This is a genomic window from Thauera sp. DNT-1 (genome assembly GCF_055393985.1).
The window spans coordinates 3,210,136-3,231,497 of the sequence record NZ_AP043752.1 but is presented as its reverse complement, the minus strand read 5'-3'; the positions used below and the strand labels follow the sequence as shown (position 1 = coordinate 3,231,497).

At 69.3% G+C, this 21,362-nt stretch carries 22 protein-coding genes; 9 read left to right on the top strand and 13 right to left on the bottom strand.

The genetic code is table 11. The features are described from left to right. Positions 1-25 precede the first annotated feature (25 nt). Together ACZ5PP_RS14890 and ACZ5PP_RS14885 are read right to left on the bottom strand one after the other, a co-directional pair. Positions 26-1,528: a YifB family Mg chelatase-like AAA ATPase gene (locus tag ACZ5PP_RS14890; RefSeq protein WP_464826190.1), complete on the bottom strand. Its 1,503-nt coding sequence runs from the start codon at positions 1,526-1,528 to the stop codon at positions 26-28. A gap of 271 nt (positions 1,529-1,799) precedes the next feature. After that, the gene (locus tag ACZ5PP_RS14885; protein WP_004326118.1) at positions 1,800-2,051 is read right to left on the bottom strand and encodes an accessory factor UbiK family protein; all 252 of its coding nucleotides are present in this window, start codon (positions 2,049-2,051) and stop codon (positions 1,800-1,802) included. Between the two features lie 423 nt (positions 2,052-2,474). Between ACZ5PP_RS14885 and ACZ5PP_RS14880 the strand changes: the two genes are divergently transcribed. The 6 genes from ACZ5PP_RS14880 (at position 2,475) to ACZ5PP_RS14855 (ending at position 7,601) form a co-directional block, all read left to right on the top strand. Beyond that, positions 2,475-3,179 (top strand): TorF family putative porin, encoded by a 705-nt coding sequence (locus tag ACZ5PP_RS14880; protein ID WP_004326120.1) that lies wholly within the window; start codon positions 2,475-2,477, stop codon positions 3,177-3,179. 29 nt (positions 3,180-3,208) lie between these two features. Next, positions 3,209-3,547 (top strand): P-II family nitrogen regulator, encoded by a 339-nt coding sequence (gene glnK / locus ACZ5PP_RS14875; protein ID WP_004326122.1) that lies wholly within the window; start codon positions 3,209-3,211, stop codon positions 3,545-3,547. A 110-nt stretch (positions 3,548-3,657) separates the two neighbouring features. Further along, entirely contained in the window at positions 3,658-4,884 is a 1,227-nt protein-coding gene (locus tag ACZ5PP_RS14870; protein WP_004326123.1) for an ammonium transporter, read from the top strand. A gap of 460 nt (positions 4,885-5,344) precedes the next feature. After that, positions 5,345-5,593, top strand: a complete 249-nt coding sequence (locus tag ACZ5PP_RS14865) for a hypothetical protein (protein ID WP_273421336.1) — start codon at positions 5,345-5,347, stop codon at positions 5,591-5,593. Positions 5,594-5,753: 160 nt separating this feature from the next. After that, on the top strand, positions 5,754-6,533 hold the full coding sequence (locus tag ACZ5PP_RS14860) for a bestrophin-like domain (protein ID WP_287470359.1): 780 nt from the start codon (positions 5,754-5,756) through the stop codon (positions 6,531-6,533). Positions 6,534-6,893: 360 nt separating this feature from the next. Continuing rightward, on the top strand, positions 6,894-7,601 hold the full coding sequence (locus ACZ5PP_RS14855; protein WP_004321171.1) for a PEP-CTERM sorting domain-containing protein: 708 nt from the start codon (positions 6,894-6,896) through the stop codon (positions 7,599-7,601). Positions 7,602-7,662: 61 nt separating this feature from the next. Here ACZ5PP_RS14855 and ACZ5PP_RS14850 read toward each other — a convergent pair whose 3' ends face one another. The 4 genes from ACZ5PP_RS14850 to ACZ5PP_RS14835 all read right to left on the bottom strand — a co-directional run bounded on the left by ACZ5PP_RS14850 (position 7,663) and on the right by ACZ5PP_RS14835 (position 11,344). After that, a complete protein-coding gene (locus ACZ5PP_RS14850) occupies positions 7,663-8,025 on the bottom strand; it encodes a cupin domain-containing protein (protein ID WP_464826189.1) in 363 nt (120 codons plus the stop codon). Positions 8,026-8,032: 7 nt separating this feature from the next. After that, a complete protein-coding gene (locus ACZ5PP_RS14845) occupies positions 8,033-8,524 on the bottom strand; it encodes a thioesterase family protein (RefSeq protein WP_464826188.1) in 492 nt (163 codons plus the stop codon). 129 nt (positions 8,525-8,653) lie between these two features. After that, positions 8,654-10,054 (bottom strand): aspartate kinase, encoded by a 1,401-nt coding sequence (locus ACZ5PP_RS14840; RefSeq protein WP_004321164.1) that lies wholly within the window; start codon positions 10,052-10,054, stop codon positions 8,654-8,656. A 201-nt stretch (positions 10,055-10,255) separates the two neighbouring features. Further along, positions 10,256-11,344 (bottom strand): ornithine cyclodeaminase, encoded by a 1,089-nt coding sequence (locus ACZ5PP_RS14835; protein WP_012584525.1) that lies wholly within the window; start codon positions 11,342-11,344, stop codon positions 10,256-10,258. A gap of 144 nt (positions 11,345-11,488) precedes the next feature. Here ACZ5PP_RS14835 and ACZ5PP_RS14830 point away from each other — a divergent pair, with 144 nt between their 5' ends. Beyond that, positions 11,489-11,911 carry an Lrp/AsnC family transcriptional regulator gene (locus ACZ5PP_RS14830; RefSeq protein WP_012584524.1) on the top strand — a complete coding sequence of 141 codons (423 nt, stop codon included), beginning with the start codon at positions 11,489-11,491 and terminating at the stop codon, positions 11,909-11,911. A 10-nt stretch (positions 11,912-11,921) separates the two neighbouring features. Here the strand turns inward: ACZ5PP_RS14830 and purU are convergent, their stop codons facing one another. Both purU and thrH read right to left on the bottom strand, forming a co-directional pair. Next, positions 11,922-12,797 (bottom strand): formyltetrahydrofolate deformylase, encoded by an 876-nt coding sequence (gene purU / locus ACZ5PP_RS14825; protein WP_004321158.1) that lies wholly within the window; start codon positions 12,795-12,797, stop codon positions 11,922-11,924. A 45-nt stretch (positions 12,798-12,842) separates the two neighbouring features. Further along, the gene (gene thrH / locus ACZ5PP_RS14820; RefSeq protein WP_004321157.1) at positions 12,843-13,451 is read right to left on the bottom strand and encodes a bifunctional phosphoserine phosphatase/homoserine phosphotransferase ThrH; all 609 of its coding nucleotides are present in this window, start codon (positions 13,449-13,451) and stop codon (positions 12,843-12,845) included. A gap of 202 nt (positions 13,452-13,653) precedes the next feature. Between thrH and ACZ5PP_RS14815 the strand changes: the two genes are divergently transcribed. After that, positions 13,654-14,856: an HD-GYP domain-containing protein gene (locus ACZ5PP_RS14815; protein WP_012584522.1), complete on the top strand. Its 1,203-nt coding sequence runs from the start codon at positions 13,654-13,656 to the stop codon at positions 14,854-14,856. A 58-nt stretch (positions 14,857-14,914) separates the two neighbouring features. Here the strand turns inward: ACZ5PP_RS14815 and ACZ5PP_RS14810 are convergent, their stop codons facing one another. Beyond that, the gene (locus ACZ5PP_RS14810) at positions 14,915-16,846 is read right to left on the bottom strand and encodes an ATP-binding cassette domain-containing protein (protein WP_287470310.1); all 1,932 of its coding nucleotides are present in this window, start codon (positions 16,844-16,846) and stop codon (positions 14,915-14,917) included. 126 nt (positions 16,847-16,972) lie between these two features. Here ACZ5PP_RS14810 and ACZ5PP_RS14805 point away from each other — a divergent pair, with 126 nt between their 5' ends. Further along, positions 16,973-17,707 carry a hypothetical protein gene (locus ACZ5PP_RS14805; RefSeq protein ID WP_287470307.1) on the top strand — a complete coding sequence of 245 codons (735 nt, stop codon included), beginning with the start codon at positions 16,973-16,975 and terminating at the stop codon, positions 17,705-17,707. Positions 17,708-18,030: 323 nt separating this feature from the next. On the opposite strand, the gene ACZ5PP_RS14800 is transcribed toward ACZ5PP_RS14805, so the two are convergent. From ACZ5PP_RS14800 to ACZ5PP_RS14785, 4 genes are all read right to left on the bottom strand, one after another. Beyond that, positions 18,031-18,639, bottom strand: coding sequence for a 2-hydroxychromene-2-carboxylate isomerase (locus tag ACZ5PP_RS14800; RefSeq protein ID WP_012584519.1), 609 nt, complete (start codon positions 18,637-18,639; stop codon positions 18,031-18,033). A gap of 124 nt (positions 18,640-18,763) precedes the next feature. Continuing rightward, positions 18,764-19,645, bottom strand: coding sequence for a DMT family transporter (locus ACZ5PP_RS14795; protein WP_012584518.1), 882 nt, complete (start codon positions 19,643-19,645; stop codon positions 18,764-18,766). Between the two features lie 49 nt (positions 19,646-19,694). Beyond that, positions 19,695-20,582 carry a DUF6279 family lipoprotein gene (locus ACZ5PP_RS14790; RefSeq protein ID WP_043742595.1) on the bottom strand — a complete coding sequence of 296 codons (888 nt, stop codon included), beginning with the start codon at positions 20,580-20,582 and terminating at the stop codon, positions 19,695-19,697. A gap of 64 nt (positions 20,583-20,646) precedes the next feature. Beyond that, positions 20,647-21,354, bottom strand: coding sequence for a Z-ring associated ZapG family protein (locus ACZ5PP_RS14785; RefSeq protein ID WP_464826187.1), 708 nt, complete (start codon positions 21,352-21,354; stop codon positions 20,647-20,649). Positions 21,355-21,362 lie beyond the last annotated feature (8 nt).

The window sequence follows — 21,362 nt, the reverse complement described above, 5'->3', positions numbered from 1 at the left end:
GACGGCGCACGGGGCGCGGGGTCGTTCAGCGGGAGTCGAGGCTGCGCCGGTACTGGATCGCCTCGGCCACCTGGGCTGCCCCCGGACGGGACGCGCCGGCGAGATCGGCGAGCGTGCGCGCGACGCGCAGGACACGATGATACGCCCGCGCCGACAGGTCGAGCCGCTGCATCGCCTGGCGCAGCAGGGTTTCGCCGCCCGGATCGGGGCGACAGTGGCGCTCCACCTCGCCGGCCGGCAGGCGGGCGTTCGGACAGCCCTGACGCGTTGCCTGCAGCGCACGCGCCGCCGCCACCCGCGCGCGCACCGCGCTGGAGGGCTCGCCCGGCGGGCTTTCGAGCAGAACCTCCGGCGCGATCGCAGGCACCTCGACGGTGAGGTCGATGCGGTCGAGCAAGGGGCCGGACAGCCGCCCGCGGTAGCGCGCCACCTGGTCGGGCGTGCACCGGCAGGCGCGGCGCGGATCACCGAGGTGGCCGCAGGGACAGGGATTCATTGCCGCGACGAGCTGGAAGCGGGCGGGGAATTCGGCGCGCCGGCGCGCGCGCGACACCGTGACGGTGCCGGTCTCGAGCGGCTCGCGCAGGGACTCGAGCACACGGCGGTCGAACTCGGGCAGTTCATCGAGGAACAGCACGCCGTGGTGCGCGAGCGAGATCTCGCCCGGGCGCGGCACCGCGCCGCCGCCCACCAGCGCCGCCGCCGAGGCCGAGTGATGCGGCGACCGAAAAGGTCTGCGGTGGAAGCTGCGCGGATCGAGGCGCCCCTCGATCGAGGCCACCGCGGCGGCCTCGATCGCCTCGTCCTCGTCCATCGCCGGCAGCACGCCGGGCAGGCGCTGCGCCAGCATCGACTTGCCGGTACCCGGCGGTCCGAACAGCAGCAGGGAATGCCCGCCCGCCGCGGCGACCTCGAGCGCACGCCGCGCCTGCAGTTGACCTCGCACATCGGCGAGATCGGGCAGCCCGGTGCCATCCTCGTCCTCGGGGGCCGCCGCGAGCGCCGGCTCGAGGCGGGTGTGTCCGTTGAGATGCGCGCACACCGCGCCCAGGCTGTCGGCCGGGAGCACGGTGGCGCTGCGCGCGAGCGCGGCCTCGGCCGCATTGGCGGGCGCCAGCACCAGCGCGCGTCCGGCGCGCGCGGCGGCGAGCGCTGCCGAGAGCACCCCGCGCACCGGGCGCAATCCGCCGTTCAGCGAAAGCTCGCCGCACAGCTCCAGGCGCGGGAGCAGCCGCTCGGCCACCTGGCCGGAGGCGGCGAGGATGCCGATCGCGATCGCGAGATCGAAGCGCCCGCCCTCCTTGGGCAGGTCTGCAGGCGCCAGGTTGACGGTGATGCGGCGCTGGGGAAACTCGAACTGCGCCGACTGGATCGCCGCACGCACGCGGTCGCGCGCCTCGCGCACCTCGGTGTCGGCGAGGCCGACGAGATGGAACTGGGGCAGGCCGTTGCCCAGGTGGACCTCGACCGTGACCGGGGGCGCCTCGATCCCGTCGAGCGCGCGCGCATGAACGAGGGCGAGCGACATCTGCGACTCCGGACGGAAAGGAATCGTCAGTCTAGCGGAGCCGCGGTCGATGACAAAGAAATATGCGGAACGCGGGACCGGGGGCATTCGGTCACGAGACGCATACGGTGTTTCATGCAGACGCGAGCGCAGCATGTAGCGTGTCGCGACGCCCATCGCCGCCCACCGTCCGTTCGCGGCTGGCGCCGCTCCTACGAGGTTTCCGGGAACCTTGCCGGTTTCCGCAGGAGCGCCGCCAGACGCGAATGCAGCGTGTGGAAACGCAGCTGGATCAGGCCTTGTCGCCGCCGGCCAGCTTCGCTTCCAGTTCGGCGACGCGCGCCTCGAGCTCGGCGAGCTTGCGCCGCGCCTGCGCGAGCACCTCGCGCTGCACCTCGAATTCCTCGCGGGTGACCAGGTCGAGCTTGCCGAAGGCCGAGCCGAGCATGGCCTTGGCGTTCTTCTCGATGTCGCGGACGGGGCTGTTGGCGGCGAGTTCGGAGAGGCGGGCACCGATTTCGTCGAGGATGCGGGGCGTGCTCATGATGGCGTGGATTCCGGGTTGCAGAGGCGTCGGAGTCTAGCACGCACGCCCCTGCCGACTGGAGCGCCGGCGGCCCGCCGCACACGTTCGGCGCAGGCGCGGTGCGCGCGACATTGCCGTGATCACGACTTGCGTCGCTCCGGCGGGAGCCCGGGCGACGCAGGGGTGGGCGAAGGTTTTCGTAGGAGCGACGCAAGTCGCGATCTGGCGCCAAGAACCGTCAACCATCGCTCGCACAACACGAATGGCGCACCACATTGGTGCGCAACGCCCCGAAATCGCGCGCCCATCCCTGCCGCAGCGCAGCAAGATCCGCCCGCCGACAAGCGGAAACCTAGGAATCACCAGGCTTTCCGCACCCTGGCACGCCACGTGCTTAGGGAGTCTCGTCGCGAACTTTCCAAACCTCGTCAGGAGATGACCATGCACACGAAACCGCTCGCCACCGCGCTCGCCATCCTCGCCACGATCGCCACCGCCGGCACCGCCCATGCCGGCGACGGCCCCTTCACCGCCAACGTCGGCCTGGTGTCCGACTACGCCTACCGCGGCTGGAGCCAGACCGACGAGCGTCCCGCGCTGCAGGGCGGCTTCGACTACGCCCACGACAGCGGCCTGTACGCCGGCGTGTGGGGCTCGAACGTATCGTGGCTGTCGGACGCCAACACGGACGTCAGCAACAGCCTCGAGCTCGACCTCTACGGCGGTTACAAGGGGACGGTCGGCGCCATCGGCTACGACGTCGGCCTGCTGCAGTACTACTACCCCGGCAGCTACCCCAAGCCCTACAACAGCCCGAACACGCTCGAGGGCTATGTCGGCCTGTCGTGGGAGTTCCTGTCCTTCAAGTACTCGTACGCCTTCACCGACCTGTTCGGCTACGACAAGTCGGACGGCAGCCAGTACTACGACCTCGGCGCCGCGGTCGATGTCGGCGGCGGCTTCACCCTCGCCGCCCACGTCGGTTACAGCGACATCAAGGGCCAGGACGACTACACCGACTGGAAGCTGGGCGTCACCAAGGAGTTCGGCGGCTTCAACTTCGGCCTGCACTACGTCGACACAGACGTGGACAATGCCGACCTCGCCGACGAGCGCGTGATCCTGTCGATCGCCAAGAGCTTCTGAGCATCGCCCATCCGGAACCGGAGAAAGACATGAAATTCATCGCTGCAATCATCAAGCCCTTCAAGCTCGACGAGGTCCGCGAGGCGCTCTCGGCCATCGGCGTGCAGGGCATCACCGTGACCGAGGTCAAGGGCTTCGGCCGCCAGAAGGGCCACACCGAGCTCTATCGCGGCGCCGAGTACGTCGTCGACTTCCTGCCCAAGGTCAAGGTCGAGGCCGCCATCCCCGACGACATCCTCGACCAGGCGATCGAAGCGATCGAGAAGTCCGCCGCCACCGGCAAGATCGGCGACGGCAAGATCTTCGTCTTCGAACTCGAGCAGGCCATCCGCATCCGCACCGGCGAGACCGGCCCGGACGCGCTGTAAGGGAGCAACGCAAAATGAGAAAACTCCTCGCATACCTGCCGGCAGCAGCCCTGCTCGCCGGCGTCTCCGGCGGCGCCTTCGCCCAGGAGGCCGCGGCCGCCGTGGCCGAGGTGCACAAGGGCGACGTGGCCTGGATCATGACCTCCACGCTGCTCGTGCTGATGATGGCCCTGCCCGGCCTGGCGCTGTTCTACGGCGGCATGGTGCGCGCCAAGAACATGCTCTCGGTGCTCATGCAGGTCATGACCGTGTTCTCGCTCAACGCCCTGCTGTTCGCGATCTACGGCTACAGCCTGACCTTCACCGAAGCCAGCCCCTTCATCGGCTCGCTCGACAAGGTCTTCCTGTCCGGGGTGACGATCGAGACGCTCGCCGACACCTTCACCGAGACCGTGAAGCTGCCCGAGTTCGCCTTCATCGCCTTCCAGGCCACCTTCGCCGGCATCACCGGTGCGCTCATCGTCGGCGCCTTCGCCGAGCGCATGAAGTTCTCCGCGGTGCTGATCTTCTCGGTGATCTGGTTCACGCTGTGCTACCTGCCGATCTGCCACATGGTGTGGGGTCCGGGCGGCTACCTGCTCGAAGACGGCGCGCTCGACTTCGCCGGCGGCACCGTGGTGCACATCAACGCCGGCATCGCCGGTCTGGTGGGCGCCTGGATGGTGGGCAAGCGCATCGGCTACGGCCGTGAGGCGCTCGCACCGCACAGCCTGACCCTGACCATGGTCGGCGCCTCGCTGCTGTGGGTGGGCTGGTTCGGCTTCAACGCCGGATCCAACCTCGAAGCCACCGCCGGCGCCGCGCTCGCCTTCATCAACACCCTGGTCGCCACCGCCGCCGCGGTGCTCGCCTGGTCGCTCGGCGAGGCGCTCATCAAGGGCAAGCCCTCGATGCTGGGCGCGGCCTCGGGTGCGGTCGCCGGCCTGGTGGCGATCACCCCGGCCTGCGGCTCGGTCGGCCCGATGGGCGCGATCGTGATCGGCACCCTCTCCGGCTTCATCTGCCTGTGGGGCGTGAATGGGCTCAAGCACATGCTCGGTGCGGACGACGCGCTCGACGTGTTCGGAGTGCACGGCGTGGGCGGCATCGTCGGCGCGATCCTCACCGGCGTGTTCGCCGCGCCCAGCCTGGGCGGCACCGGCGCCGAGGACTTCTCGATCGCCTCGCAGGTGTGGATCCAGACCTGGAGCGTGCTCGTGACCATCGTGTGGTCGGCCGTGGTCGCCTTCGTCGCCTACAAGGTCGCGGACCTGCTGGTCGGGCTGCGCGTGCCGGAAGACGAGGAGCGTCAGGGCCTCGACACCACGGCGCACGGCGAGACCGCCTACCGCTACTGAGCCGGCTTGCGGAACCGTGCTCCTCCGGTTCCGATCCACTCGCGGCGCCCTTCGGGGCGCCGTTTTTCTTTGGCGCGCCCCCAATGGAAGCGATCGGGCGCAACGCCCTGCCGGCATTCGCGCAGCGCAAGCCTGCCAGCGGCACCGACACCGCAAGCTTGCCGTTCGACCCTCCGCACGATGACATCGGGAGAATCCCCGGGGTCCAATCCACCCCGAGGCAACGCCCCATGCGTCACAAGATCGCCCCTCTCCGCCTGCTTTCCCTCGCCGCACTCGTTACCGGCTGATTCTCGATGCCGGCCCCTGGGTCGCCCTGCCTTGCCGTGATGACACGCACCATGAATGAGCCAAGGCGCAGTTTGCGCAATACCCAGGACCTTTCCCGACTTGTGAGGCGGTGGTCGCGGAGGCCTGTCTCCTCCTCGCTCGTGCCGGCTTCGACCTCGCCCGGGCACTCATGCTGCTCGAACGGAGCGCCGTGCACATCGCCTTGTCACTGGAGTCGCAGATCGCTCCCGTGCGCAGGCTGTTCGAACGCGACGACAATGTGCCAGCCTCGCTGGCCGACGCCTGTCTCTTGCGCATGTCCGAGCTCTTCGAGCCCTGCAGCATCCTGACTCTCGGCAGAAATTTCGGCATCTACCGACGCCTCGGCCGCAAGACGATCTCGCTGATGTCGCCCTGCGCGCAAGTGCGGACTGATTGAGCACGCACGCCGCGGGACTCGACCCGCTGCTCGGCTTCTACCAGCGCCCGGCCTTCGATCGAAGCCCTGCACGCACTGCTGCGACCGCCCCCGAGCATGGGCGGGGAGCGATCGGACGGGTAGACTGCGAGGACCTGCCGAACGCACCTCCTGGATCTCCATGCTTTTCTCCGACTGGCACAGCTACGACCACTACGGCCTCGCCTTCGTCGCCTTCTTCGGCACCCTCGCCGCCGTGTTCCTGATCCAGTGGGTGATGATGCGCTCGCGCTGGGCGGGATGGATGCAGTCCCTGCAGGGGGTGGCGCCCCCGTTCATGAACGCGCTCGGCGTGCTCTTCGGCCTGGTGCTGGCCTTTCTCGCCAACGACACCTGGAGCGCGCACGACCGCGCGATGAGCGCGGTGTATCGCGAGGCGGACGGCCTGCGCAGCATCGGCGCGCTCGCCGCCACGCTGCCCGAGCCGCTCGGCGGCGAGCTGCGCGCGGCGGCAGCCGGCTACGCCCGCGCCAGCGCCGCCGAATGGACCCAGCTCGCGCGCCGCAGCGAGGCGCCGGAGGTGCTCGCCCGCGCCGACGCGCTGCTGGCGCTGCTCGCCGCCCCCGCGCTCGCCGAGGCCGCGGGCGCCAACGTGCAGGCCCTGCTGCTGCGCAAGGCGAGCGACATCCGTTCCGACCACGACCTGCGCGTCGCACTCAGCCAGACCCACGTCAACCCGCTGAAGTGGCTGGGAATGGCCTTCCTGGGCTTCCTGACCCTGGTCTCGGTGGCCATGGCCCACCTCGAACGCCCGCGCGCGGCCTTCGCGGCGGTGCTGCTGTTCGCGCTCGCCGCCGCCCCCACCGCCGCCATCGTGCTGATCCAGGGCAACCCCTTCCAGCAGCCGAGCTCGGTCACGCCCGCGCCGATCGTCGCGGTCGCCAAGGCGCTGGAGCGCTGAAGCGCCGGTCGGCCCTGCGGTTGCGGCGCCGTGCCGAGGTCCCGCCGCGCCCCCTCGCGCTGCAGGCCCTGCTGCGCCTTGCGACACCCGATCGGGCAAACGGCGAATCCGTCGCGATGGACGCGGCCGCCCCCGGTCGATGGCTGTCGGAAAAATTGACACTGCGGCAACTCGAGCACGCCCGGGATGGCCCGTGCATTCCTCTCCAGAGGCCCATTTCCCACTGGAATCAACGCGCTGTGACCTTCTACCGCGCGTGCTGGCGCGATCATTGCTTAAGATCTGGTCGAAACTCTCGGGCCGACCTTTCGCGTCGACGCCCGTCACCGAACGTGTCGCCCAAAAATAAAGGAACCACCCATGTCCGCCTCGCTCCCCCGCCTCCTCACCACCCTCGCCGCGATCGGCGGTCTGGCCGCGGCGGGCACCGCCCACGCCAGCCTGATCAACGGCGGCTTCGAAACCGGAACGGGGACGCCCTTCGTCGCCGACGCCAACTGGGCGCTGTTCAACGAGTCGGCGGTACCCGGCTGGGAAACCACCGCCACCGACAACCAGATCGAGATCTGGGGCAACAACTTCAGCTCGGTGAGCGGCGGCCCGGTGCCCGCCTACGAGGGGCGCCAGTTCGCCGAGATCAACGCCACCCAGTTCGCCACCCTGTACCAGGACGTGTTCGGCATCGCCACGGGCAGCGTCGTCGGCTTCGAGTTCGCCCACCGCGGACGTTCGGGGGTGGACACGATGCGCATGATGATCACCGACCTCGGCCTCGACAACCTGCTCGGCGGTGGCGATGACACGGTGTTGTTCTCCAAGAACTACTCGACCGGCAACACCGCCTGGGCCTTCTACACGAGCGCCGGCGAGGCGCCGATCAGCGCCCTCGGCAATGCCACGCGCTTCTCGTATCAGGCCATCAGCACCGCCAATGGCAGCCCCTCGGTCGGCAACTTCATCGACGCCGCCGACTTCGGCGTCGGCGTGCAGGCGGTGCCGGAACCGGCGTCGATCGCGCTGATCGCGCTCGGCCTCGCGGGGCTGGGGCTGCGCCGCAAGCGCGCCTGAGACACGCGTCGCAGTGCAGGCGGTTTGACACCACGGCCCCGGCGGTTCGCCCGGGGCCGTTTCACTTTGCGGGGTCGGCTGCGCAGTGCACCGCCAGCCACAGCGCATCCGCCGAGGTCGACTCGACGCGGTGACGCCGATGCGCCGGGATCACGAGCCAGTCACCGGCCTTCAGCTTCACGTCGTCGCCGTCATCGTCGCCCCCCTCGAAGCGCAATACCGCCGCGCCCGCCAGCAGCACCACCCACTCGTCGCCAGCCTGGTCGTACCACTCGCCGGGCGCGCTCGCATGGCCGTGCGAGACGATGCGCTCGACACGGCAGCGCGGATTGGCGAACAGGGTCTGGAAGATCTCGCCGCCTGCGGGCGGAGGCAGCGCGGCGAAGAGATTGCCGCGCCCGGCAGCCTGGATCTCGACGCTCATTCCCCGCTCACGAAACGATGTACGCCGCCGAACCGGTGGACAGCAGCTTGCCGTCGGCGTCGAGGAAGCTCATCCGCGTCGACGCGACGCGCGAACCCAGGCGCAGGACCTCGGCTTCCATGCGGAAGGATTCGCCGATGCCGGGGCGCAGGTAGTCGATGCGCAGGTCGATGGTGCCGAGCTTCGAGAAGCGGTGCAGGCGCTGGAAGGGCGGTTCGTCGAGGTGGCGGGCGCCGATCGCGGCCATCACCACGAGACCGCCCATGGCGTCGAGGCAGGCGGCGATCACGCCGCCGTGGATGCGGTTATGCACGAAATGGCCGACGAGCTCGTGGCGCATCGCGATGCGGCCATGCACGCGCTCGCCGCCGATGTCGTCGATCTGCAGGCCGAGCAGCGCGTTGAAGGCGATCTTCTGCTCGAAGATCTCGCGGATGCCGGCGATGAACTCCGGCTCGAACTGCACCGGCAGCTCCGCCGGGGTGGAGTGTTTCGGCATGGATGCATGCTCCCTTGCAAGAAATGGCGCAGCCCCGGGCGTGGCGGGCACGCACCGGGGCCACGGGCAGGCTTGCGGGCGCGGATACGCGCCGCAGCCTGCAGCGCCCCGCAGGGCGCGAGGCAACGATCAGGCGCGCGGCACCGGCACGCCGGGCGTCACGCACAGCGAATGGTTGAGGGCGATGATCGCCTTCTTGTAGTCGCTGCGCTCGATGATGAACTGCATGTTCACCTGGCGCAGGGTCTGCGACACGCAGTTCACGTTGATCTGCGCGTCGGCGAGCGCCTGCGCCGCGCGTGCGAGCACGCCCGGGATGCTGATGTTGGAGCCGATCGCGCAGACGATCGCGCTGTTCTTGACGGTCACCACTTGGTAGCGCGCCTCGAGCTCGGCGATCAGCGCGGGCGTCACCGAGTTCTCCCACAGCACGTGGGCGATCGAGTTGGCGTTGGTCGCCTTGAGGATGTAGGAGATGTCGTGCCTGCAGAAGATCTCCATGATCCCGAGGTCGAAGCCGACGGTGCCGACCATGCTGGGGTCGTGGATCTCGACCAGGGTCACCTTGTCGCTGCCGGTCACCATCTCGACGCGGGCGCGCTCGCCGACGTAGTCCTTGGTGATCAGGGTGCCCGGGTGTTCGGGCTCGAAGGTGTTCTTGAGGCGGATCGGGATGCCGGCGAGCTCCATCGGCTTGGCCGCCTTGGGGTGGATCGCCTCCATGCCGACGTCGGCGAGCTGGTCGGCGACGTCGTAGTTGGTCGCGCCCACGATCACCGCATTCTCGAGGCCGACGATGTTGGGATCGGCCGAGGAGAGGTGGAATTCCTTGTGGATGACCGCCTCGGCGGGGCGCACCTCGACCGCGATCTTGCTGAAGGTGACCTCGGAGTAGCCGCGGTCGAACTCGCGCATGATGCCCTCGGTGCCCTTGGTGTAGCCGGTGGCGACGATCACGCTGTTGTCGAGGTCGAGCCCCTTGAAGCTGTTGTGGATGCGCTCGTCGATGGTCCACGCCTTGTCGTCGTGGAAGCCGGCGAGGTCGAGCAGGATGGCGTTGACGCCATTGGCCTTGAGGATCTCGACGCTGTTGAAGGCGCTGTGCGACTCGCCCACCGAGGCCAGCACCTCGCGCGCGGCGAGCAGCACGTCCTGGCGGCGGATGTAGCCGCTGGCGAGCACATGCTGCATCGCGTCGAGGTATTTCTTGACCTCGCCGATGCGGGTGTCGACGAAGGCGTCGGCGACGTCCAGCGGCAGGGCGAGCTCGGCGAAGCCGGCGTTGAGCTTCTTGAGGCTGACCGCGAGCGCGTCGAGCGCGCCGTGGTAGTCGGAACCTTCCGCGAACAGGGCGTAGATGCCGCGTTCGCCGGTCTTCTTGTGCTCCAGCAGCTGGTTGGTCACGCCGGAATAGGCCGACACCACGTAGATGCGGCCGAGGATGCGCGACTTGTCGTAGAGCATGATGTGGCGCAGCACATCCCCGAAGGCGGACATCGAGGTGCCACCGATCTTTTCAACCGAGATCATCCGTTTTCCCGAGCTTTGCATGACGTGTGTTCCAGTTCTGATTAGAGACCGACCGAAACCCGTCATCCTATTGTTTTGGCGCGGAAATGGACATAGCTGCGGACGAATTCGGCGCCATTTCGGCGTGATTTTCTCGTCCGGACCAGCGGACACGCCGCCCGCGGGCGGCTCCGCCCGAAGCGGAGCGGCCTTCCGACCGGCTCAGCAGGCCGCCAGCGTCGCCGCGCCCGATGCAGCCGCGATGGAGGCCTCCGCGGCGATGAAGCCGAACAGGTCCTTGGGATCGTCGAGCGCCGGGATCAGCGCCAGGCGCTCGCCCATGCCCAGCTCCAGCGCGAGGTCGCGCATGTAGCGCAGCGCCGAGTAGTCTTCCAGCGCGAAGCCGACCGAGTCGAAGATCGTGACCTGGGCGGCACCGCTCCGCCCCTGGATGCGGCCGGCGAGGACCTGCCACAGCTCGGTCACCGGGAAGTCTGCGGGCATCTGCTGCAGATCGCCCTCGATGCGCGATTGCGGCTCGAACTCGCAGAACACCGGGCCGAGGCGCAGCACGTCGGGGTGCAGCTCGGTCTTGCCCGGGCAGTCGCCGCCCACGGCGTTGAGGTGCATGCCGGGCTCGATCATGTCGGCGGTGAGGATGGCGGCCCGGGTCTTGTCGGCGGTCGCCGTGGTCACGATGTCGCAGCCGCGCACGGCCGCGCGCACGCTGCCGAAGGCGCGCCAGGCCAGGCCCAGGCGCTCGAGGTTGGCGGCGAGCTTGCGGGTGGCGGAGGGGTCGACGTCGAAGAGGTGGAAGACCTCGACCCCCAGCAGGTGGTGGAAGGCGAGCGCCTGGAACTCGCTCTGCGCGCCGTTGCCGATCAGCGCCATGCTGCGCACGTCCTCGCGCGCCAGCGCCCGCGCCGCCACCGCGGACATCGCCGCGGTGCGGATCGCGGTGGTCAGGGTCAGCTCGCTGACCAGCTCGGGGGTGCCGGTCTCGACGTCGGCCAGCACGCCGAAGGCCATCACCGTCGGCAGCTGGTAGCGGTGGTTCGACGGGTGGCCATTCACATACTTGAACGCGTAGCTGCGGGCATCGGACACCGGCATCAGCTCGATCACGCCGACTTCGGAGTGCGTGGCGACCCGGGCGCACTTGTCGAAATCGTTCCAGCGCAGGAAGTCCTGGCGCAGGTAGCTGGCGACGCCGGCGATGCACTCGGCGAGGCCCTTGCGGCGCACCATCCCGGCGACATGCTCGGCGCTCAGGTAGCGGGTGTCCAGGCGTCTGGCTTCAGGGGCGCTCATGATCGGTCTCCGTCCTCGTTCTCGGATGTGGCGCTGCGATGACGCCATCTTGACCGAATACCCCGCCAAACAGAATCCGCAACTCTGTATCGAAAACGTCAGCCTTTAGGCAAAATCGCCAGGCTGAATTGCCGGAATAATCGAATGGACACCCTGGACCATCAGTTGATCGGCCTGCTGCGCAACGACGCCCGCCTGAGCGTGGCCGCGCTCGCGCACAAGCTCCAGGTCTCGCGCGGCACGGTCACCAACCGCATCGCGCGCCTGGAGGACCAGGGCATCATCGTCGGCTACACCGTTCGCCTGCGCCCCGACGCGCAGCCGCACGACATCCACGCATGGACGAGCATCGCGGTGGAGGGAAACGAGACGCGCGCGGTGATCGCCAGCCTGCTCGGCGAGCCCGCGGTCGCCGAGCTGCACGACACCAACGGCCGCTGGGACCTGCTCGTCGGCCTGCGCGCGGCCAACCTCACCGAGCTATCGACCGTGCTCGAGCGCATCCGCCTGATCAAGGGCATCCAGAGCAGCGAGACCAGCATCCACCTGAAAACCTATCGGGTGTAAGCGCCCGTCATCAGCGGAACACGATGGTCTTGTTCCCATGCACCAGCACGCGGTCTTCCAGGTGGTAGCGCAGGCCGCGCGCGAGCACGGTCTTCTCGATGTCCTTGCCGTAGCGCACCATGTCCTCGACCGCGTCGGAGTGGTCGATGCGGATCACGTCCTGCTCGATGATCGGGCCCTGGTCGAGGTCGGCGGTCACGTAATGGCAGGTGGCGCCGATCAGCTTGACACCCTTCGCGTACGCCTGGTGGTAAGGCTTGGCGCCGACGAAGCTGGGCAGGAAGCTGTGGTGGATGTTGAGGATGCGGCCCGGGTAGGCCGCGCACAGGTCCGGCGACAGGATCTGCATGTAGCGCGCCAGCACCATGGTGTCGCCGCGCACTTCCTCGAAGATGCGCCGCACCTCGGCATACGCCGCGGACTTGTTGTCGGTCCCGACCGGCACGTGGTGGAAGGGGATGCCGTGCCACTCGACGAAGCCGCGGAAGGTGTCGTGATTGGAAATCACGCAGGGGATCTCGATGTCGAGCTCCTTCGACTGCCAGCGCGCGAGCAGGTCGTACAGGCAATGCTCCTGCTTGCTCACCAGCACCACCACGCGCTTCTTCACCGCGGAGTCGGTGATCTTCCAGTCCATCTCCAGCTCTTCGGCGAGCGGGCGGAACTTCTCGCGGAACTCGGCGAGATGGAAGGGCAGCGAATCGGCCTTGATCTCGATGCGCATGAAGTAGCGCCCGACCTCCCCCGCCTCGAGCGGCGGCTCGGCGTGCAGCGAGGTCTCGAGGATCCAGCCACGGTGCTCGGCGATGAAACCGGAGACCTTGGCGACGATGCCGACGCGGTCGGGGCAGGAGGCGGACAGCGTGAAGAAGCGTTGGCGGTGCATGCTGGGCGTGAGGCGTGAGGGGTCGGGAGCGGGGAGCGGAGCGGGTCAGACGCGCGCGAAGACCTTGTCGATCTCGGCGCGCAGGCCGGCGTAGTCGCGCACCACGGGGTACTGCGGGAACTCGCGGATCACGTTCTCGGGCGGGTGGAAGAGGATGCCGCCGTGGGCTTCGCCGAGCATCGCGGTGTCGTTGTAGGAGTCGCCCGCGGCGGCCACCTTGAAGTTGAGCTCCTTGAAGCGCCTGACCGCCTCGCGCTTCTGGTCGGGCATGCGCAGATGGTAGTCGACCAGGATGCCCCCGGCGTCGGCCTCCAGGCTGTGGCAGAACAGCGTCGGCATGCCGAGCTGCTTCATCAACGGCTTGGCGAACTCGTAGAAGGTGTCGGACAGGATCACCACCTGGTAGGCGTCGCGCAACTCGTCGAGGAACTCGCGCGCGCCCGGCATCGGCCCCATGCTGGCGATCACGTCCTGGATGTCGGGCAGGCCGAGCTTCTTCTGCGCGAGGATGTCCAGGCGGTACCTCATCAGGGTGTCGTAGTTCGGCTCGTCGCGGGTGGTGCGGCGCAGCTCGGGGATGCCGGTACGCTCAGCGAATTCGATCCAGATTTCGGGGACGAGCACACCTTCGAGGTCGAGACAGACGATACGCACCGCGGACTCCTGAGGGCAGTTTGTCGGAAAGACCAGGATTCTAGCAGGGCGGCGCATCCATACCCCGTTGGCAGACACGTCGCAGGGCGGGACGGCCCATTTGCATCGTCCTGCGTGGCGTATTTCTCGATCCGGGCGACGCAAGCGCGTTTCCCGCTCCAGCGCATCGCCGATAATGTCGCATCACATCCGCTGACCGACCATGATCAAGCTCATCCCCATCGAAAAACTCCAGCCGGGGATGTACGTCCACGACCTGAACTGCAGCTGGATGGAGCACAACTTCGTTCGCAGCCGCTTCGCCGTCAAGGACGAAGCGGTCGTGCGGAAAGTGCGTGCGATCGGCACGCACGAGATCTACATCGACACCGCGCGCGGTCTCGACCTCCCCGAAGCACCGACCCGGGAAGAAATCGAGCACGAGGTCGACGAGAAGATCGACGCCATCGCCGCAGAGGCCGCCCCGCGCATTGCAGCGCAGGAGGTGGCGTGCGAGATCGAGCGCGCGCGCGCGCTGCACCGCGAGGCCAATCTCATCGTCCGCGACATGATGGCCGACGTGCGCCTGGGCAAACAGATCGAGATGGAGCTGATCGAGCCGCTCGTCGAACGCATCGTCGACTCGATCTTCACCCAGCAGGACGCGCTGATCCCGCTCGCCCGGCTCAAGCAGCACGACGCCTACACCTTCCAGCACTCGGTGTCGGTCTGCGCGCTGATGACCACGTTCGCCCGCAACCTGCAGCTGCCCCGCCCGGTCATCCACGAAATTGCGGTGGGCGCCCTGCTGCACGACGTCGGCAAGGCCAGCGTCCCCGACGCGATCCTGAACAAGCCGGCCAAGCTCACCGACGCCGAGTTCGCGAAGATGAAGAACCATGTCGTGCAGAGCAAGATCATCCTGCAGGCCACACCCGGCATCAGCGCCATCGCGCTCGACGTCGCCGCCCAGCACCACGAGCGCTTCGACGGTACCGGCTACCCGAACAAGCTCGCGGGGGACGCGATCAGCCTTTATGGCCAGATGGGCGCCATCGTGGATGTCTACGACGCCATTACGTCCAACCGCGTCTATCACAAGGGCATGCCGCCGACCGAGGCGCTCCGCAAGCTGCTGGACTGGAGCAAGTTCCACTTCAAGCCCGAACTCGTGCACGCCTTCATCCGCGCGGTCGGGATCTATCCGGCCGGTTCGCTGGTGCGGCTCGAAAGCAAGCGCCTTGCGGTCGTGCAGGCGCAGAACCCCGACAAACTGATCGCGCCGAAGGTGACGGTGATGTTTCACACCGATGGCTACGCACTGACACCGCAGGACCTCGACCTGCGCCACGCGCAGGACCGCATCGTCGGCCATGAGGACTTCGCCACCTGGAAGCTGAACCCGGCGCACTGGTTACCGAAGTAGGCCTGCACGCTCGACGCCGCGCAGGAGCGCCGCCCGGCGCGAAGGGGGTTCGGCCCCCTCAATCCGCCGGGATCGCCTCCAGCGCCTCGTGCAGCTCCAGCCAGCGCAGCTCGGCCTCCTCGATGCGCTCGGCGAGCTCGGCCTGACGCTTGTTGAGCGCCGGCACCTCGCCCGCCTGCGGGCCGGTGTACAGCGCCGGATCGGCGAGCTTCGCGTCGAGCTCGGCCTTCTCCTTGTTCCACGCCGCCATGCGCTTGTCGATCTGCTCGAGCTCCTTCACCAGCGGCCGACGCGCCACCAGGCGCGCCTGGCGGTCGGCGGCGGCCTGGGCGCGGTCGGCCTTGCGCGCGGCCTTGTCGGCAGCCTGGTCGGGGCAGGCAGCGGCCGCGGCAACTTCGGCGCGGCGGCTGGCGAGCCAGTCGCGGTAGTCGTCGAGGTCGCCGTCGAAGGGCTGGATGCGGCCGCCATCGACCAGCACGAAACGATCGCAGGTGGTGCGCAGCAGCGCGCGGTCGTGCGACACCAGCACCATCGCGCCCTCGTAGTCCTGCAGCGCCATGGTCAGCGCGTGGCGCATCTCGAGATCGAGATGGTTGGTGGGCTCATCGAGCAGCAGCAGGTTGGGCCGCTGCCAGATCAGCAGCGCCAGCGCCAGACGCGACTTCTCGCCGCCCGAGAACGGCCCGCAGGGCGTGGTCGCCGGGGTAGACGTGCCGCCCACGCCGTCGCCGCGGAAGTCGAAGCCGCCGAGATAGTCGCGCAGCTCCTGCTCGCGCGTCTGCGGATCGAGCCTGACCATGTGCTGCAGCGCCGACTCGTCCGGGCGCAGCGTTTCCAGTTGATGCTGGGCGAAGTAGCCGGTCGCCAGGCCCTTGCCTTCCAGGCGGCGGCCGCTGGCGAGCTGCAGCTCGTGCGCGAGCAGCTTGATCAGCGTCGACTTGCCGGCACCGTTGCGCCCGAGCAGGCCGACGCGCTCGCCCGGGCGCAGGGTCAGCGTGATGCGCTCCAGGATCGTCTTGTCGCCGTAACCCACCGCGCCGTCCTCGATCTGCAGCAAGGGGTCGGGCGCCGGCGGCGCATCGCGGAAGGCGAAGCTGAACGGCGTGTCGACGTGCGCCGCGGCGATGCGCTCCATGCGCTCGAGCGCCTTGATCCGGCTCTGCGCCTGGCGGGCCTTGGTGGCCTTGGCGCGGAAGCGGCGGATGTAGTCTTCCATGTGCGCGATGTCGCGCTGCTGCCTCTCGAACATCGCCTGCTGCTGGATGAGGCGTTCGCCGCGCTGGCGCTCGAAGTCGGAATAGCCGCCGGTGTAGAGGCCGAGCTTCTGCTGCTCGATGTGGGCGATATGGGTCACGCAGGCGTCGAGGAACTCGCGGTCGTGCGAGATCAGCAGCAGCGTGCCGCGGTAGTCGCGCAGCCAGGCCTCGAGCCAGATCACCGCGTCGAGGTCGAGGTGGTTGGTGGGCTCGTCGAGCAGCAGCAGGTCGGAACGGCACATCAGCGCCTGCGCCAGGTTCAGGCGCATGCGCCAGCCGCCGGAGAAGTCCGCCACGGGGCGCTCGATGTCCGACTGCAGGAAGCCCAGGCCGTCGAGCAGGGCCGCCGCGCGCGCGCGCGCCGCATAGCCGCCGATCTCGTGCAGGCGGGCGTGGAGTTCCCCGATGTGCGAGCCATCGTGCGCGGCTTCGGCTGCGGCCAGCTCGGCCTCGATGCGGCGCAGCTCGGCGTCGCCGTCGAGCACGTAGTCGATCGCCGGCTGCGCCAGCCCGGGGGTTTCCTGCGCGACGTGGGCGATCACCCAGCCCGGCGGCATGTCGAGGTCGCCCTGATCGGGGTGGAGCTGGTCGCGCAGCATGGCGAACAGGCTGGATTTGCCGCTGCCGTTGGCGCCGGTGAGGCCGACCTTCCAGCCGGGGTGGATCTGCAGCGTGGCGCTCTCGATGAGGACCTTGGCGCCGCGCGCGAGGCGCAAGTTACGAAGACTGATCACGAACGGATACACGGCCGGCAGGCCGCGGGCGGTTGCAAAGGCGCTATTCTACGCGCCGGCTCGATCGAAGCCGGAACACGCATTCCGGAAACCCGAGCCGACCACTCGGCCGCAGCAACGCGATGAATGTCTTCGATCGCCCCGCTCGGCCACCCGAATCCGGAAACCGCACGCATGATCCGTATCCGCTCCCTGTCTCTCGTCGTCGCCCACCGCTCCATCATGCCCGGCCTGTGCGCGGCGCTACTCGCCTCCACGATCCTGCCCGCCCACGCGCAGACCGCGGACGAGGCCATCCGCGCCGCCGAGCGTACCCGCGCGGAGGCGCTCGCAGCCGATGGCAAGGCGCTGCGCGCCGAAGCCGAGGCCACCTACCAGGCCACCGTGCCGGGCTGTTACGAGAAGTTCCTCGTCAACCGTTGCATCGACCAGGCAAAGAAGCAGCGCCTGGAGACGATCCGGCGTGCCCGCGAGCTCGAAGCCGAAAGCCGCGGCATCACCCTGGCGGAGCGCCAACGCGCAGCAGCGGCCAAGCCGGCCGCCGGCGAACGCCCCAGCCCCCCTGCCCCACCTGCCGCCCCGCCCGCCGCCTCCCCCCTGGTCCCTTCCGGGCCGAGCGGGGACGCGACGATCGCGCCATCTGCCGAAGCCGAGCGCATCCGCGCCCAGCGCGTCGAGGCCAGCCGCGAGGCCGAAGCCGCCACGGCACGCCAGCGTGCAGCCCAGGACGCCGAGCGCGCGTCTGCGCGCCGCGATGCCGAAGACGCCGCCGCCCGCCGCGCCCGCCAGGCCGAGGAAGACCGCGCGCGCTACGAAAAGCGCCTGCGCGAGTACGAGCAGGAGCAGGCGGGGAAGAAGTAAGACCTGCCGCAAGCCCGCAATCGAGGACCCTCGGCGAGACGCCGGCGGGAGCGACACAAGTCGTGCTCGCGCCCCGATCGCGACTCGCGTCGCTCCCACAAGAAACCGACACGGATCCCGAAACCCCGGTAGGAGCGACGCAAGTCGCGATACGGCCCCCGGAACGGCACCGCAGCCGTCGAACCTCCCGCTCGCGACTCGCGTCGCTCCCAAAAGAAACCGACGCGGATCCCGAAACCCCGGTAGGAGCGACGCAAGTCGCGATACGGCCCCCGGACCGGCGCCGCAGCCGTCGAACCGCCCGCTCGCGACTCGCGTCGCGCCTACCGGCGATCGGCACGGCACGCCCAGGCGAGCGCATCCTCCAGGCGATCGTTGCCCCAGAACAACTCCTCACCGACACGGAAGCTCGGCGCCCCGAACAGGCCCAGTTCGGCTGCGCGCTCGGTCTGGCAGCGCAGCGCGAGCTTGTTGGCATCCGCCTGCGCGCGCGCCATCAGCTCCGCTGCGGGCAGGCCGAGCGCGCCGAGGATCTCGACGATCACCGCCTCCTCGCCGATCTCGCGGTCCTCGGCGAAATTCGCGCTCATCACCGCACGCGCGAAGGGCGCCACCCAGCCCTCCTCCACCCCCACCAGCGCCACCCGCGCGGCGAGCAGGCCGTTGCGCGGGAAGCGGCTGGGGTGGCGGAAGGGCAGGCCCTCCTTCTCCGCCAGACGTTCCAGGTCGCGCCACATGTAGCGCCCCTTGGGCGGGTAGATGTTGAAGGGCGAGTCGTTCCAGCCCAGCGCGAGGAACACCGGCCCGAGCAGGAAAGGCTTCCATTCGATGTCCACGCCGGTCGCGGCCGCTGCGCGCTCGATGCGCATCACCGACAGGTAGGAATAGGTGCTGGCGAACTCGAACCAGAACTCGACGACGGGTCGCGACATGGGGAGGCTCCTCGGAAGACGGTGGACGCCGTCACTATAGGCGATCGCCCCGCGCCCCGCCCCACCGCGGGGCGCCAAGCCCGCACGCGCAAGAGAGTGGAGTGCAGCCGGGCAGCCGGTCACGCTACGACCGGTTCGCCACCCAGATCCCGCTGCCGACGAGGAAGAGCGCGGCGTACACCGCCGGCGTGAGCGGCTCGCCGAGGATCAGCCCGCCGGCGAGCACGCCCATCACCGGGGTCAGGAAGGAGAACGAGGACAGGCGCGTGGCCGGATACTCGCGCACCAGCCAGAACCAGGCCAGATACGACACGCCGGCGACGATCGCCGCCTGGAAGAAGAGATTGGCCCACACCATGGGCGTGGGCGCGAACACGCCCGGCTCGCCCATCGCCAGCGAGAGCGGCGGCAGCACCAGCGCCGACACGCCGAGCTGGTAGAGCAGCGTCTTCTCGGCCGATGCGCGCGCCAGCGCGCTCGCCTTCACGGTCAGCGTGGTCGCCGCCCACAGCAGCGCGGCGCCGAGCAGCATGAGGTCGCCCACCCAGGCGCCCTCGGTGGCGGCGAAGAGGTTCTCGCCGAAGAGCGCGAGCACGCCGACGAAGGCGAGCGCCATGCCCATCCACTGCCGCCTCCGCATGTGCTCCTGCGGCAGCAGCCAGACCGCGCCGAGGGCGACGAAGAAGGGCGCGGTGTACAGGAAGATCACCCCGCGCGAGGCGCTGGTGTGCTGCAGGCCGAGGAAGATCATCGCGAACTCGCCGGCGAACAGCGCCCCGGCGAGCAGGCCGGGCGCGAGGCTGCGGTCGCGCTCGAAGAGCTTCACCCCACGCAGCAGCGCCCAAACGACGACGATCGCCGTGGCGCCGATCGAGCGCAGGCCGGCCTGCCACACCGGCGAGATGCCGGCGCTGGCAAGCTTGATGGCAACCTGCTGGAGGCCCCAGATCGAGCACAGCACCACCATGAGGCCGATGGCGAGACGGTCGAGTTCGGTCTTGTGCATGCGGGAGAGCCCGCACCAGGGCGCGGGCGGCGGTAGACGAAGGGCGCGATTATCGGCCGCCAGCCGCGGAAACGCGAGCCGGTTCGGCGCAGCTTATGCCCGCGAACTGGGTGGCGAGCATGTCGATCTCGTCACGCAGCTGGCGGCGTTGTGCTGCGCTGGACAATGCATGCAGTTCGGCGAGCAGCTCCAGCGTGCGTGCGCGGTTGTGGGCGACCGCCGCGCGATGCTGCGCGCTCCAGCGCGCCTCGCGCGGCGCCAGCGCCTGCGCCAGGCGGGGGGCGAAGGCGGCGGCGTCCGCGCGCACGCGCAAGGCGTCGAGCAGCTCGGCCTGCCAGCGCGCGCGATCCTCCAGCCAGGCCTCGGTCGTGGGCTGCAGCGCCCGGCTCCACGCCGCGATGCGCTCGCGCTGGGCCGGCGTCATGCGGCCGAACCAGCGCCGCAGGCGCTCCTCCATGCGCTCGACGCGGGCGGCATGCTGCGCGGACTCGTCGCCGGAGAGGAACTCCGCGCGCGCCTCCTCGCCACGGCGGACGAAGGCGGCGGCGAGCTCCTCCACCTGCTCGTCGCCCAGGCCGGCCGCCAGCCTGCGCAGCTCGGGCTCGAGTTCCCCGACGATCTCGCGCCAGAGCGCCTCTCCGCGCTCGAGGAAGCGTTCGAGCTGCGCAGGCTCGACGCGCTCGGCCGCCAGCGTCGCGTTCGCCGCACGCAGTAGGGCGACGTACTCGGGGAGGTGGCTGCGGCAGTGCCAGTCGAGCAGGCCGGCCAGACGGCGGTCGAATTCGCCACGCTGGCCGGCGTCGAGCGTGACGTAGTCGCGCAGATACCAAGGCAGCAGCCAGTCGAGCTGCGAGTACGCGAAACGCAGACCGCAACCGACGAGCAGCAACGCGCTGCAGGCGATCAGGAAGAGACGGTGGAGCGCACGGGCGGACATGGGGCTTGTGACCGCACCGGCAGCGGGCAAGTTCGCCCGCTCCGTCCGCTCGCGCGCGCCCCGCTCAGCGCGTCTCGCCGCGGGACTCGGCGCCCGACTCGCCGACGGTCTCGGCGGCCGCCCCCTCGGCACGACGGACGCGCTCCGCGGCATCCGCATCGGCGCCAGCACTTCCGGGTTCCTCGGCTCCGGCAGGTGCGGCGACCGACTCGGCTGCAGCCTTCTCCGCCTCGTCCGCAGACACTCCGGAAGTCGCCCCGACGCTTGGCGGGACGGATTCGGCGAGATCCTCCGCCTCCGGAACAGGGGCCGCATCCACCACGCTGACCGGCGCGGCCCCGACCACTGCATCCGCGCTCGATCCCGTCGGTTCCGCGGCGTCCGCACCCGCAACAGCGCCCGCCGCTCCCCCCGCGAGCAGCGCGCCGGCCGCGGCGGGCTCGAACACGCGGCGGGGCAGCAGCGCATCGACGCGCTCCTGGAAGCGCTCGCGCGCCGAGGCGCCGGAGAGCTTGTCGTAGCCGGCGGACAGGTGCTCGAAGAGCTCCTTGTAGGAGCCGGCCATCGACACGAACAGGGTCGCGGTCTTGTCGAAGTGGGCGTCGACCTCCTTGCGGTAGCGCTCGGCCTCCTCGGCCTTGCGCGCCAGCTCGGCCTCGAGCTCGTCGATGCGTCCCTTGGTACCGGCGCTCGAACGCCCGACGAAGAACGCGATCACGCCGACGATGACGACGGCGGAAATGGCGAGCAGCCAGGCGGTTTGCGGGGTCATGTCCATGT